Origin of the sequence: Pedobacter aquatilis, assembly GCF_030409415.1 — a bacterium.
Classification (GTDB): domain Bacteria; phylum Bacteroidota; class Bacteroidia; order Sphingobacteriales; family Sphingobacteriaceae; genus Pedobacter; species Pedobacter aquatilis.
Window position 1 is genome coordinate 64,556 of record NZ_JAUFPW010000033.1, and the last position, 13,314, is coordinate 77,869.

Consider the following 13,314-nt stretch of genomic DNA (forward strand, 5'->3'; position numbering starts at 1 on the left):
TTATGGCAAAGAATAATAAGGCGAAAAAAATCTCGCAGACTGACAAAGAGAAAGAGCTGGAAAAACTTGGGATTTTAGCCAGTACCGAAAATGTTAAGGGAGAACAACTTTTCTTAAATGAAAACGGAAATTTTGAGAAGGCGCAGGAGTTGAAAGAAATGCTCCAAGGAAATACAGAAGATCCAGAAAAAAAGTTTGATATATATTATAAAGGAATTCAGAAGATATTGATAAGTAATCTTCCAAAAGGAAAAGAGAACAAACTGGCTAGAAATTACATCTATGAAGAAAAAAATACGTACCTCACTCGTGGCAAGCGTAAAAACAAATTTGGAATAAGGGGGGCGGACGGAAGAATGGGTTATATTTCTGATGCGGAAGAAATGTTGCAGTTGATCATGGATTGGATTTTTACTAATGGTACTATGGTAGACCTTTACAATAAATTAAGAGAAATTAATATTTTAAAAGGTTACGGGAAGCCAACTGTATAGTTTTAAGTAATCTTTTTTACTGTTCTGTTGTTGCGTTCATAGCCTTCTAAATCTAGGATTCGCATGACATTTTTGATCATAAAGCCTTTATTGCCAATATTTATTCTCTAAGCTTCTTTTTTATGGTACCACCAAGGGGATTGTCAATACCATTGAATAAATTAGTTGTCTTTTGTTCCCATGAATACAGGGGAAGACGTGCAGGGACTGCGCAAAATTATTGATTTTACAAGGCTGCTGAGTATTTTTATTCTGGCGATACACTTTTATTTAAGCTGTTACCAGGCTTTTCAGGATTGGGGATGGACGGCCGGGATAACTGACAAGATTACCGGGAACATTGCAGAGACCGGTTTATTTGAAGGTTTTTTCAGGGCGAAGCTAGCGGCTTTGCTGCTGCTGGTGATTTCTCTTATCGGTGTGAAGGGAAAGAAGGATGAGAAGATAACATTGAAGCCCATCATTATTTATTTAGTTGTTGGGGCGGGTCTTTATTTTGCCAGTACGTTGTGTTTTCTTTTGCTCAGTCTTTTGCCCGGCCACAAGGCAATCGTTTCAGTACTTTATATCGGTTTGACCTGCCTAGGCTATCTGCTGATGCTTGCTGGCGGAGGCCAGCTGTCCAGGCTGTTAAAGGACAAGCTGAAAGAGGATATCTTCAATGAAGAGAGCGAAACTTTTCCGCAGGAAGAGCGGCTGCTTGAGAATGAGTTTTCCATTAACCTACCGGCTAAGTATAGGCTGGGGAAACTGGTTCGGGAAAGCTGGATAAATATCATCAACCCATTCAGAGGTCTTCTGGTGGCGGGGACCCCGGGTGCGGGTAAGAGTTATTTTGTCATCAGGCACATCATCGACCAGCACATCCTTAAGGGCTTTTCAATGTTCATCTATGATTTTAAGTTTGATGACTTGAGCAGGATAGCCTACAATAAACTGATAAAGTATGCGGGGAATTATAAGGTCAGGCCGAAGTTCTTTGTGATAAATTTTGATGATTTAAACAGGACTCACCGCTGTAATCCGCTTGACCCCCAGGCGATGGAGGACATTACCGATGCGACGGAGGCTTCAAGGACCATTATGATGGGGCTGAACAGGGACTGGATAAAAAAGCAGGGGGACTTTTTTGTGGAAAGTCCCATTAATTTTTTAACGGCCTGCATCTGGTATTTGCGCAGGTATGAAGATGGCAGGTTCTGCACGCTTCCGCATGTGATAGAGCTGATGCAGAGTGATTATGATCCGCTTTTTGCGGTACTCAAAACCCAGGAGGAGATCAAGGTGCTCATCAATCCTTTTATTTCGGCTTACCGCAACAATGCGATGGCGCAGCTGGAGGGGCAGATTGCCTCGGCAAAGATTGGGCTGGCCAGACTGTCTTCGCCGCAGTTGTATTATGTTTTAAGCGGGAGTGATTTTACTTTGGATGTGAACTGTCCGGAGGAACCCAAGATTGTCTGCGTGGGCAATAATCCGCAGAAGTTGCAGGTCTATGGCGCGGTTTTGTCTTTGTATATTTCCAGGATGATTAAGCTGGTGAACCAGAAGGGTAAACTAAAATCTTCACTTGTGTTTGATGAGTTTCCGACGATTTATTTTAATAATATGGATGCTTTGATTGCGACAGCGAGATCGAATCAGGTCTCGACCTGTCTTGCGGTGCAGGATTTCTCGCAGCTGACCAAGGATTATGGTTCGGAGCAGGCGGATGTGATTACGGGGATTGTGGGGAATGTGATTTCGGGGCAGGTGACTGGCGATACAGCGAAGCAGTTGTCGGAGAATTTTGGGAAGATTTCCCAGCGCAAGGATTCGATGAGCATCAATAGTTCTGATACCTCTATCACCCGGGCCACGCAGATGGATTACGCGATTCCGGCGAGTAAGATTGCGAGCTTATCGGCTGGTGAATTTGTGGGGGTGGTGGCGGATAATCCCGAGCAGAAGATTAAACTGAAGATGTTTCATGCTGAGATTCAGAATGACCATGAGGCGATTGCAAGCGAGGAGTCGGGTTATGTGGGGATTCCGGTGGTAAAGAGGGTGAGTGCGGAGATGGTGGAGGAGAATTATAAGCAGATTAAAAGGGAGATTTTTGAACTTTTGAAAACCGAGTGTGCAAAGCAGGAGGTCAGGGCGGAGGTGAAGGAGAGTAAGAAAAGGGGGAAGTCCGGGACGGGTAAGGGAGAAGAAAAAGCGCAGTCTTTTTGATCTTCTTTTGCTATTTTCCACGTGTCATAATGGTTAACAAGCTACTTATTTTAACCCTTAATTCGTCAAATGTTAAGATTTCAACATCTTTGCTATTGTTTCTATAAAGTTCAAAAGCACCTTTTTGTTTTGCCGTTAACTTCGAATAGTTTCCAATTAAAACCAATGCTTTGGGGTTAAAGCTCTGAACTTCATTGCTTCCTTTCATTAATGTATAATATTCTTTTTGGAAGTGATCTCTTTGGTTGAGAACCTGACCGACACAACCGGAAAGTTCTTTTGAGGCTGCAAACACATCATCACCTCTATACGGAATTGAAATAAATATATCTGCAAGATGAGTTTTAATCTCAACAAATGAGACATTGGTGCTTAAGCCACCTTTGATCAAAAAATCGTTAAACTTTCCCCCTTTATTATCAATCTTGGTGCCACCAACGAAAGCCTCGTCCTGATGTAATATTACTGGTTGGGCAAATAATGTTGAAAATATCCAACTATGAGTTTCCAAAAAATTCTGCCACTTTTTTTCAAGTCCTTTGGTATCCGAGGTGATTTTAAAAAGCTTATCGAATTCATCTAGCGCTGCTTTGATAAATTTATTGTCAATAATCTCCTTGGTTTTGGAAAGATTTGAATCAGTGAAGAAGTTCGGTAATAAGGTTAGCTTTTCAAAAAGTTCTTTGATTGCTTGCTTGTCTGCTTCACTAAATTCTGACATTGAATTGCCCCAATCCAGAAGGGTTGCTGCAAGAGCACCAGAAGTATATGTTTTTGGAGGTGCTGCAAATTCCTTTGGAAAATAATCATGAAGGTACTGTTGACCCGCCCGTTCTCGTTCAAGCTTTTGTTTCTCAGAAAGGCTGGAAAATGCGACATTTAGTTCTGCAAGTTTAGCCTCGTTCAGATAGATTATCCCCCTTTTTAAATCCAGCTTTAGAGGGCCACCCTTTTCGATGACTACTTCAGTAATTTTAAGTTTATCTAATATCTCACTGATTGGCCTTAACACTTTAGTAAAGCCGTAACCAAACGTAAAGACTTTATAAACCCCTACGGGTATTTTTTTTCCAAAACCTATATAGGTGAATTTTCCAATATTTGTATATTTTGCTTTCCCTTTATAGGGAGTTGGGTAATGAATTTCCTTATCTTCCTTTAAATAAACCTCCCTGGATTTTTGATCCACTTTGTTTTCTGAATCCTTAAAGAAGTAAACTTCTTTTGAGCTATTTGTAACTTTATGATATTCTAATGGTTTGTCTTGAGTAAGTGTTTTTGCCATGATGAGTTATACTGTTAATATAAAGCTACTTAAATTTAGATAATTTTTTGAGTCTATGGAAAATGCAGATAGAATAGATCGCGAATTGAGACATGAATTAGCAGGTATTTGGTATATCAGCGACCAATATGGTGCAAAAATATTGGTAAAAATTCCGTCCTCAACTATCAAAGCCATTTTAATGGGATGCATTATTGAATTGCTTTTTGCAGTGGATGGCGATTTTAGTCCAAATATTCTCCTCTCAGGTTTAAGGGTCTTTGATGACCCGGTTCATCCACAACTCCTGATGAATCCTGTGCAATATCGAAAAGATCACTTGGCCATTATAAAGATCATGCATCTTGAAAAGGTACAAATACAGTTCTGTAATGAACTGAATGCGATCCAGAGTTTTGGAGACTTGTATGTAAGTGATAAAGATCGGCATGATGTTCATTGTCTGATGAGTAATCCGAGACGTTTTGATACTGACCGAGATTTTACGCAGCTAAATCTTTCGTTAGATAAGTTTCAAGCTGTGCTCAACAAGACAACATCAACTGCTGATATGCATCTTTTAGCAGTTAAAGCAACATATCGGCAGGTCGAAAGTATTGTTAATTCATATATTGAGGCTGAACAAACTGTCCAGACAAATATTGAGGATTCGTTTGAGGGCAATCAATTCGAAAAGGAGATTTATGTGGTGATTAGGTCTTTATTTAATAAGGATGCTTACCACAGTCCACTTGTAAAATCAAAAACGGGGTATCGGGAACTGATAGATATTTTTGCCATTTCAGATTTTGGTGTTTTTCTCATCGAGGCGAAAGCCCTTGGTGTTTATGAGGCGGTTGAAGGACGAACCATGGAGAGAAAGGTGTTGGGGTTACAGAAGCAGATAAAAAAAGCAGTTGGCCAATTAGTAGGAGCCTCAAAGACTATAATTGATGGCACAAAAATATTCTATAAACAGGATAGGGAGCTTTTATTTGATAGAGCACTATTTCCACATGGCATTGTCCTGATTTCCGAGATGTTACCTTTTGGCGATTGGGAACCTACCATTGCCCTAATCATAGATACCATGTCTGAGTGTAGAATGTTTATTCATGTCATGGATCTAAGGGAAATGATGCAATTTATAGGCTATTCGAACAATGATAGAAACATCTTTGATGATTTGCTGATGCAGAGAGCCAAGAAATTTGTTGAACGGCCTACACTTCATGCCCGGTATAATTTTTTTGAAAAGTAAACTGACTATGGATATGTCTACCAACAAATTTTGCACTTCAAAAAACTTTACTTTTGCTGATTGCTCCTATGCAGGACACAGTTTAGTGCATAGTCTATATCGGCTCACCTTAACAGACCCCTAATATGTCAGTACCTCAATTGAAATGTTAAGTTGACATAAAGTGTAATATTTACACAAAGTTGACCTGTAATTTGCCTGTTTTGAGCTTGGGGTCATTGGCAATTGTTAGCTGGTATTGAAACTCAAATCCCTTCATGTAATCTAATGTTTCGAAAGATACAGCGAGCTTGCTGAACTTAAATGATTGATGATGCTTTAGATAGCTACACTTCATGTCAACCTGAAGGCCGTTGTCTTGGTTAATGGAGATCCAAGGTTTTGGAATATGAGACGATGGCATTTGCGGAGGGGGTATTGCTTTCTGCATTTCATTCGACTTGGTTAATAACTGGTCGAGAGGAAGTGGCTTCTCCGGTGGAACAGGTGGTTGCGGTGACGGATTGAATGTCTCAGCCAGTTCGATGTTTGTCCCATTTGGAAATCTTAGGCATAGATCAATATTCTCTGCTGGAACATTCCCTTCGTTATACATTTCAAGTTCAATCTCGATTGAGAGAAGCTGTGTGATGTGCCAATTGTAGATCGCTGGAAGAAATTCGTGCTCATAAGTTTCAAAGAACCAGTCGAGCTCTTGATCATATCTTTTGGCTTCGGTATACATCATGCTTTCGGCAATGGCGCTGCGGAAAATGAGGTCCCGCTGGGTGGGCATTTTAAATGGTGTTTTGTGGTAGGTGTACTTTTTTCTAACCTCTTCCATCTTTTGGGCGCGGTATTGATCGAGGGTCATTGTTCCCTGAAACTCTGGGAAATTTATGTGTTTTCTTTTCCCTTCAAAAAACAGGTCGACTTTGGGTAAACGGTTTTTCAGTTCATTGTTCTCTCTGACCAGTTTTTGCAACTTGACTTCATTTTCGTCAGGCTCTTCTGCTAGCAGTTCGGTATCTTCCAGCTTTATCGTTTTTATGCCAAGATTTTTGGCCTTTAGTCTTGGCCCTATGTCCTCGCTGACCAGTATTTTTTGACAATCCGGATCTTCAGGACAAAACTCCAGAACTGCTGCAAGTAGGCAGTCATCCTGTTCGGTTTTATCAAGGCTGTTTTCCAAAAACGTTTCGGAGGTTGGTCTCTTATCGATTAGGAGCCAATCAGGATCACCATTATCCATGATATGCTCGAACAGCTTAGTAATGGATTTTGCTCTTGTGGCAATTTTCTTTTGTTGGCTGCGTCTAAGCTTATCTATCTCAGCGATAATAATAGGTGCGATTACAAGGGTCAATGATCCCTTCACATACTTTTTCCAATCAATCTCCTTTGGTGTCTTGAAGTGAATGAGGATGTTGGTGTCGAGAAAAAGATAATTTTTTGCCATGGCAGGTTTTGCTGTTACGAAGCTTTCTTAATTTAAAAGTCTATTCTCAATTCAGTAGTAAATACATTTCCCTGCTCTGCATAAAAAAAGGAATGCCTGAGTTGATAGGAGTGCTTCAATCTTTCACTTACATTTTTTAAGCCTGTGCCTTTTTTCTTGGTGGGCAGTGGGTTTGCAATAAGGTTACTGGTGTTGAAAATTATGTACTTGTCGTCGGTAAAGAGTTCGATGGTCGCCACTTGGTTTTCATCCTTCAGGTTTCCGTGCTTGAAGATATTCTCCACCAATGTTAACAGTATTATTGGGGGGATTGTTGCATCAGCATTTTCTATATTTTTTTTGATGTTAAGGTGGAGACGATTTGCATTGCGCAACATGCTCAACCTAATTATATATTCAACCTGCTCCATTTCTTTTACTACTGGTACAAAATCTTTCTTATTGGTCTCCAATGCATAATCCATGATCTCTGATAAACAATCGATAGCTTCCCCGGCCTGTTCAGGGTTTGTTTTTGAAACCGCCTTGATAAAGTCCAGTGTATTGAATAACAAATGAGGATTTATCTGCGCACGCAGATAATCTTTTTCACTTCTCAGGAGCTGGGTTTGAAGATTTCCAAATTCCACGGCGTTTGCGATTTTGATGTCCTTTTCTTTTAAATGTTCCTTTAAGAAATAATAACCAGTTGCGAATGCCATAAAAAATAATGCCCGATAACCGACAATCGCAACATATTTATATTTTAATGGAAAAGGATTCATCCGTGGTTCGGCAAACACATGGGTTAAGATTAACCCAACAATTATCGCTCCCCCCAGATACAGTAATGCCTCACTGAATAGGACCAGGATAAACCTGGCTGTTCTTACAACGTCTGGACGCCTGGATAGGGGCATAACCAATTCGCCGTGAATGTAAAAGATTGAGATATTTAAAATATAAAAAAGTACATAATACGGCATACTACTAAAGTTATCACGGACTGCGCCTGCAACAAAAACTTCGATGAAAATGAAGGCTGTCCAAACAATTAAGTTTACGATAAACACTTTATCAAGTGGTAAATGCAGTTTAGATAAAAAACCTTTCATCTCGGATAATTAAAATGTTTTCAGATTTAGCTCTTGCTAAAATCGACCATTAAAGCAATGGTTATGAAAGCAATACATACAAATAGATTAAAAAAAAGAACAATATTTATTTACAAATCTTCGAAAAAATATGGCCGGATTGGTTCGGACCCTACTACCTCAATGACAGATACGATTACCACCACTGATAGCTCAACTTGCCCAACCACCGGGTAGGCGATTCCGGACGTAAGTCTCAAATTTATTCCGGTAACTTCTGCTGACCGTAAACTTCTGTCCGCCAGTCAGTACAATCTGATAGCCATCTAGCTGACGTACATGATTAAAAGAAATAATTTCTGATCGATTGATCCGTAAAAACTCGCTACGCTCTTTTAATGTTGTTTCCATATCTGTTAAGGTATGGTAGCTTGTGTTTACACTATCTTTTGAAAACACCTGAATATAGTTAGACATGGCTTTTATGTACATGATTTTTTCATATTGTAAGCTCAGATAGTTGTTTTTAAGCCCTCCCTTTACCAAAACAAAGTTATCATGTTGTTTGGTTGCAGATACTGATTTCTTTTTCTCGATTAACTTTTGTATTTGCTGAGTGAACTTCAGTTTTTGTAAAGGTTTCATCAGATAGCCATCGGCACCAACTTCGAAACTTTCTTCGCCATATTCGCGATGGCCCGTAATGAAGACCAGATAACTACAATATGGCTTCAATAACTTTGCTGCTTCAATGCCATTAATGAAGGGCATTCCAATATCTGAAAAAATTAGGTCGATGTGTTGGGCTTGATGAAGATAACGCATCGCATCATAGGCATTCTCGAAGCTTTTGTCATGAATAATCCCTGGAGTGATAGCTATGAGTTCCTCTAATCTGTCGATGGAATACCGCTCATCATCAATTACAATGCATCTTAATTCGTTCATAATGTTTTAGCTAGGTATTAGCTAAAATAGCCATTGTATTTTGAATTAGCAATTCATGAATGTCTCATATGTCATTGACATAGTGTAAACCACTACTCACATAACAATGAAGTATTTCGCATAAAAAATAGCCAGAGGTAGTTTGAACTATCGAAATTGTGCCACGAAATAATTGTTTATTTATTAACGAACATTTCAACTTTCAGTATTACCTCGCCGTCGGAAGCCATGGTATAGGAGGGGTTTTTATACCCCTCTTTTTTTTGCAAGTCGGAATGCATGTAAATCTTCTATGCTCACAGATGAATACTTTCAGGCCGTTGTAAAAAGGATAGATTCGCTCACTGAGGTCACGCCCTCCTTTTATATTGCTTTACGACCATTGCTAAAAGTATATAAATTCCCCAATGCCGAGTTTATCCTGAGAAAGGGAAGAAAAGCAAAATTTGCCTGGTTTGTAATCAAAGGGTATTTAAGGGAGGTAAATCGTAATAACGATACTGGATTGCCTCATACAACGTGGTTCTGGTATCCAAATGATTTTGTGTTAGCCTATCCTGTTTTTTTTAATCAAAAAGATGCGATCTCTGATATTGAAGTTTTACCAAATACAACAATACTGGAAATCAGCCATGATGATTTCCTGATGCTCAAATCGAAATTTCCGGCAGTGATAAAGCTAATTGAAGAACTTAAATTCTATTATGATAAGGCAAGGATTGATCACCAGGAAGATCTTTTCAACCTTTCTGGCAAAGAAAAATATCGCAAATTCTACGCAGCACATTCTGCCTTATTCAATGTTGCAAAACATAAAGACATTGCCTCCTTTTTAGGATTAAAGGATATCGGTTTCCGCCGGTACTACTCGCTACTTGCCTGAATTTCCAAAAAAATCAAATGAGTACATATTCTTAATAGGAGTGTACAATTGTGCGCTACATTGCCTCGGGCAATATTGAACTTTATGTTCAGATTCAGGAATGGTTCCTGTATTTAATCAGAAAGGAGTGCTGTGACAAAGAGTTCAAACACATAACTGGGATAAGATCCCTTTGTGGCGGATGCCACTTTATTCGATTAACATCAAATCATAGTTTATGAAAACACTGAAGCACACCGATTTTTCAATTAAGCCTGAACCAAAGACTAGGGAGTGGTTACTGCTTGGAATAGGTATCATTCTCGCATCGCTTTTTGCCTACACCGGCATTACAAAGATTATGGACCATGAACGGTTTATGAATGGTATTTCAAAAGTGGGTCTGATAGGACAATACTCTTTTTTCATTAGCTGGTTCGTTCCGGTTACTGAAATCCTCATTGCAGTTTTATTACTAATTCCGCAATTCATCAGGATTGGTCTTTGGAGCTTTTTGTTATTTATGTTGGCTTTTACGTCGTATATTCTGATTGCATTGATTTGGGCCAGTAACCTGCCTTGTCATTGTGGTGGCGTAGTCGAATCACTTACCTGGACACAGCACCTATGGTTGAACCTAGGATTTATCTTCCTATCTATAGTTGCGATTCGTCTGGAAAAAAGAGTTAATCCATAAAAAATTCAAATTCTAAACATTAAAATTATGAATAACATTAAAAAAATGATCGTGAGCTTCGCAGCCGTTGCTATGATTGTAAGTTTAAGTGCATTTTCTTCTACTCACACTTCGGCGTCCTCAAAAACCGTTGATCTTTACTGGTACGATACCAATGATGCAGGTACAACTTTAACGAACCCTGATCAGTACCTTGCGACCGATTCCCCAGTGCCTCAGCCTTGTGATGGGCCTGAAACGGCAGTTTGTGCCCAAGGATTTACTGAAGAAGAAACGGTAATCGATGGTATTTACAGAAGGCCTAATATTACCATTTCGCTTGGAGATGATGCCCATAAAGAATAACTTAAAGCTAATCCCATCATCAGATGGGATTAGCTTTATTTTTCGGAAATCACAATGACGCGCCTGGTGCGCATTTCCGGGAAAAACTTTAGTCCGTAAACTTCCAGCTGCTCATTCAATAAGCTTATATCGAAGGGAACTGGTAAATTGATTTTGATATCTACTTCTGATTCGTAGCCGGTTCCATTTCCTAAAGCCGGGGCACCTGCAACCTGCAGATAAGCAATCACATCATCCATCTTTCGCCTGTTTATCTCCAGTACATTTCCTGGAAGCCTGATGATTCCGGTTTTTGCGCTGACGGCTTTAAATCTATGCAGGCTGTCGGTTTGTCTGAGCACCATCACAGGCATAAGCCTGTTTTCCGATTGAAATCGTATTTTAAAAAAATCAGACAGGTCTGTTCTCATTTTGGCAAATGCATCAGCACGGCTCAATCTGCCTGGTTGTATCAATTCATAGCAATAGCCGTTTTTCCTTAACCAGCCTTGTTTTTCAACCTTGGGCCTGGCAAAGGTTAACCTTGCTGCTACATCGCCTTCAAGAACAATATTCAAATTAAAGGGATCATCCGTATTCCCCTCTTTTTCAGCAAACTTTAATAGTTCTAAAACGGGCGCATTATACATCCAAATTCGCGAAATATTTCCGCTTTTTAAGTTTGCCCCTGAGCTCGCCGGTATTTTATCATTGTAAGGTGTAATCATAGACCGGTAAATGAATGCCGAATCTGGCCCTCCATTGCCATCAACGAGCAAGGGCCTTGTTTTTGAGAAGTTCATGTCCTGTACTGAACCCAAATATCCCGACGGGTATCCCTTCAGTCCATTTAAAATACTAGCTTCCTCGGTTGCAGAGTACGAGGAGAGGTGTAGAATTCGACCAGTTTTACTTATCCAGATTGAAAACGGATAGCCGGTAGTAGGCAGCATTTTAAATAGCGAATTGTCTTTATTTTCAAATACCGCAAATGGAAGCGAGATGGTATCCTTTAATTGCTTCCTACTTTCCAGAAAAGTATTGACTTCTGCTTTAGTATGCAGGAATGATACAGGTAAAACAATCATTTCTGCTCCATGCTTGTTCATTAACCGGCTGTATTTCTGAAATCCGGAGATGCAGGAGCTGCACCACTTATTCCAGTAATCCAGTATAACCAGTTTACCCCTGAAATCCGATAGTTTTGCTGTCTTTAGCTCGCTGTTTACGATAACGGGGAAGTATAGCTCCGGAACTGAATCACCTACTTTTAATCTGGGAATATATTTTTCCTGTGCAACTGTGGCTAGATTTAGGCACGCGATTGCTGCTATTAGAAATATTTTACTGCGCATCTATCTGTCATTTTGTTGCATCCCGCTTAGGCCTATCACCTCGCTAGGAATCGGTAGCGTATATTTGATATCGTTTGGAGCTAAAGTGAAGGTTGTCCCGTTGATATTCCTGCTTAGGGTTGTTGCAAATTTCGGGTCCAGGTTTAGCCTTCTTAAGTCTGACCAGCGCATGTTCCTGAGAACAAGTTCTTTTCGCCGCTCACTCAGTATCTGACTGAGTGCTTCAGTCTGGTTTTTAGCACTTCTGCTCCTGTATCCGGATTTAATATACCTTTTCTGTAGCAATGTGTTGAGCACTTGCATGGACTCGCTTATCCTGTCAAGTCTTGCCAGGCATTCTGATTGATTGAGGTAGAGTTCATCAGTCGCCAGGCCAGAGAATGCGGGTGAAGCGCCCCGATAACTTCCCTTAAAAGCCATATAGGAACCTTCCTTTCTGAAGAAGAGTTTTTTCCGAAGATCCGCATTCTCATAGGAAGCATATAAAACCGTGTCAATCCTTGCGATGCCTGGAATAACGGTTGGTAATTCTGCACTCATGGTCGCATGAAAGATAACCTCCTCATTGAATAAAGGGAACGGGGCAGATGAATCGTTGATGGTATTGTAATCCATTAACCTGTCATTGATTTTCAAGCTATTTTGAGCATTAGCAAGTGCATTGGGATAATCCTGCATAGTCAAATACGTTCTGGAAAGTAAGGCATAAGCGGCAGCTTTTGAAGGACGTGTTTTATAGTCGCCTAAATCGGGCAATAGCATCACCGCTCTTTCTAAATCATCAATGATTTGTGCATATGTTTCAGCAAGGTTAGCGCGAACGGAAACCTCCGATACGTCTGACTTCAGGCGAAGCGGGATACCCAAGCCATTGTTCGCCCTGCCCGCTATGAAAACCGGGGCAAAAACCTGGGCAAGGTTGTAGAAATGGTAAGCCCTGTAAAAAAGTGCAGCGCCTTTTATAGCATTATATTCCTTTAATTCGCTTTCGCCTGGATTCATCTTCCCTAACCCTTCAAGAACGATATTCGAATAAAATACTGCCCGGTACGGCCCGATCCAGTTCTTCGTATTTTCGTTATAGCTAATGGTTCTTTGCCAGGTGTAACAGGAACGGTGGTATTCCGAAACATTTATATAATCGTCATTGGTGATGAAGTAATCATCTGCGCTGATGGTTCCGATATGGGGATCAGGTCCTGTGGACACCGCACCCTGCATATAGTTGTCATTATCGAGTATCGCCTGTAATTCTTTTAAGCTTTCCGGAACAACCATAGATAAGGAAGGCTTGGCTTCTAAAAATGTCTTTTTACACGAAATGGTGAACAGACAGATGGATGAAAAAATCAGGAGCAGATAAGTAGTTTTAATAGTTTTCATA

Annotated in this window: 12 protein-coding genes; 6 read left to right on the forward strand and 6 right to left on the reverse strand. The window is 40.1% G+C overall.

Features of this window, described 5'->3' with window-relative positions; translation table 11 throughout:
* The first annotated feature begins 2 nt into the window (after nt 1–2).
* Nucleotides 3–494: a hypothetical protein gene (locus tag QWY86_RS15255; RefSeq protein ID WP_290243230.1), complete on the forward strand. Its 492-nt coding sequence runs from the start codon at nt 3–5 to the stop codon at nt 492–494.
* A gap of 180 nt (nt 495–674) precedes the next feature.
* On the forward strand, nt 675–2,708 hold the full coding sequence (gene mobC / locus QWY86_RS15260) for a conjugal transfer protein MobC (protein ID WP_290243232.1): 2,034 nt from the start codon (nt 675–677) through the stop codon (nt 2,706–2,708).
* Between the two features lie 10 nt (nt 2,709–2,718).
* Here mobC and QWY86_RS15265 read toward each other — a convergent pair whose 3' ends face one another.
* Nucleotides 2,719–3,993 (reverse strand): Shedu immune nuclease family protein, encoded by a 1,275-nt coding sequence (locus tag QWY86_RS15265; RefSeq protein WP_290243233.1) that lies wholly within the window; start codon nt 3,991–3,993, stop codon nt 2,719–2,721.
* A gap of 55 nt (nt 3,994–4,048) precedes the next feature.
* Here QWY86_RS15265 and QWY86_RS15270 point away from each other — a divergent pair, with 55 nt between their 5' ends.
* Nucleotides 4,049–5,233, forward strand: coding sequence for a nuclease-related domain-containing protein (locus QWY86_RS15270; protein ID WP_290243235.1), 1,185 nt, complete (start codon nt 4,049–4,051; stop codon nt 5,231–5,233).
* A 172-nt stretch (nt 5,234–5,405) separates the two neighbouring features.
* Here the strand turns inward: QWY86_RS15270 and QWY86_RS15275 are convergent, their stop codons facing one another.
* The 3 genes from QWY86_RS15275 to QWY86_RS15285 all read right to left on the reverse strand — a co-directional run bounded on the left by QWY86_RS15275 (nt 5,406) and on the right by QWY86_RS15285 (nt 8,692).
* A complete protein-coding gene (locus QWY86_RS15275) occupies nt 5,406–6,671 on the reverse strand; it encodes a PIN domain-containing protein (RefSeq protein ID WP_290243237.1) in 1,266 nt (421 codons plus the stop codon).
* A 32-nt stretch (nt 6,672–6,703) separates the two neighbouring features.
* A complete protein-coding gene (locus QWY86_RS15280) occupies nt 6,704–7,765 on the reverse strand; it encodes a sensor histidine kinase (protein WP_290243239.1) in 1,062 nt (353 codons plus the stop codon).
* A gap of 192 nt (nt 7,766–7,957) precedes the next feature.
* Entirely contained in the window at nt 7,958–8,692 is a 735-nt protein-coding gene (locus QWY86_RS15285; protein ID WP_290243241.1) for a LytR/AlgR family response regulator transcription factor, read from the reverse strand.
* Nucleotides 8,693–8,984: 292 nt separating this feature from the next.
* Here QWY86_RS15285 and QWY86_RS15290 point away from each other — a divergent pair, with 292 nt between their 5' ends.
* The 3 genes from QWY86_RS15290 to QWY86_RS15300 all read left to right on the forward strand — a co-directional run bounded on the left by QWY86_RS15290 (nt 8,985) and on the right by QWY86_RS15300 (nt 10,596).
* On the forward strand, nt 8,985–9,575 hold the full coding sequence (locus QWY86_RS15290) for a Crp/Fnr family transcriptional regulator (RefSeq protein WP_290243242.1): 591 nt from the start codon (nt 8,985–8,987) through the stop codon (nt 9,573–9,575).
* 217 nt (nt 9,576–9,792) lie between these two features.
* Entirely contained in the window at nt 9,793–10,251 is a 459-nt protein-coding gene (locus QWY86_RS15295) for a MauE/DoxX family redox-associated membrane protein (RefSeq protein ID WP_290243244.1), read from the forward strand.
* Between the two features lie 51 nt (nt 10,252–10,302).
* Nucleotides 10,303–10,596, forward strand: coding sequence for a hypothetical protein (locus QWY86_RS15300; protein ID WP_290243245.1), 294 nt, complete (start codon nt 10,303–10,305; stop codon nt 10,594–10,596).
* Nucleotides 10,597–10,631: 35 nt separating this feature from the next.
* On the opposite strand, the gene QWY86_RS15305 is transcribed toward QWY86_RS15300, so the two are convergent.
* Both QWY86_RS15305 and QWY86_RS15310 read right to left on the reverse strand, forming a co-directional pair.
* Complete coding sequence (locus QWY86_RS15305) at nt 10,632–11,930, reverse strand: TlpA family protein disulfide reductase (protein ID WP_290243247.1); 1,299 nt, start codon at nt 11,928–11,930, stop codon at nt 10,632–10,634.
* On the reverse strand, nt 11,931–13,313 hold the full coding sequence (locus QWY86_RS15310) for a RagB/SusD family nutrient uptake outer membrane protein (RefSeq protein WP_290243249.1): 1,383 nt from the start codon (nt 13,311–13,313) through the stop codon (nt 11,931–11,933).
* Nucleotide 13,314: the final 1 nt, after the last annotated feature.

Excerpts from the sequence above, each read along its gene's own strand:
- QWY86_RS15255 (WP_290243230.1), top strand. The coding sequence starts at position 3 with ATGGCAAAGAATAATAAGGCGAAAAAAATCTCGCAGACTGACAAAGAG.
- mobC (WP_290243232.1), top strand. The coding sequence starts at position 675 with ATGAATACAGGGGAAGACGTGCAGGGACTGCGCAAAATTATTGATTTT.
- QWY86_RS15265 (WP_290243233.1), bottom strand. The coding sequence starts at position 3,993 with ATGGCAAAAACACTTACTCAAGACAAACCATTAGAATATCATAAAGTT.
- QWY86_RS15270 (WP_290243235.1), top strand. The coding sequence starts at position 4,049 with ATGGAAAATGCAGATAGAATAGATCGCGAATTGAGACATGAATTAGCA.
- QWY86_RS15275 (WP_290243237.1), bottom strand. The coding sequence starts at position 6,671 with ATGGCAAAAAATTATCTTTTTCTCGACACCAACATCCTCATTCACTTC.
- QWY86_RS15280 (WP_290243239.1), bottom strand. The coding sequence starts at position 7,765 with ATGAAAGGTTTTTTATCTAAACTGCATTTACCACTTGATAAAGTGTTT.
- QWY86_RS15285 (WP_290243241.1), bottom strand. The coding sequence starts at position 8,692 with ATGAACGAATTAAGATGCATTGTAATTGATGATGAGCGGTATTCCATC.
- QWY86_RS15290 (WP_290243242.1), top strand. The coding sequence starts at position 8,985 with ATGCTCACAGATGAATACTTTCAGGCCGTTGTAAAAAGGATAGATTCG.
- QWY86_RS15295 (WP_290243244.1), top strand. The coding sequence starts at position 9,793 with ATGAAAACACTGAAGCACACCGATTTTTCAATTAAGCCTGAACCAAAG.
- QWY86_RS15305 (WP_290243247.1), bottom strand. The coding sequence starts at position 11,930 with ATGCGCAGTAAAATATTTCTAATAGCAGCAATCGCGTGCCTAAATCTA.
- QWY86_RS15310 (WP_290243249.1), bottom strand. The coding sequence starts at position 13,313 with ATGAAAACTATTAAAACTACTTATCTGCTCCTGATTTTTTCATCCATC.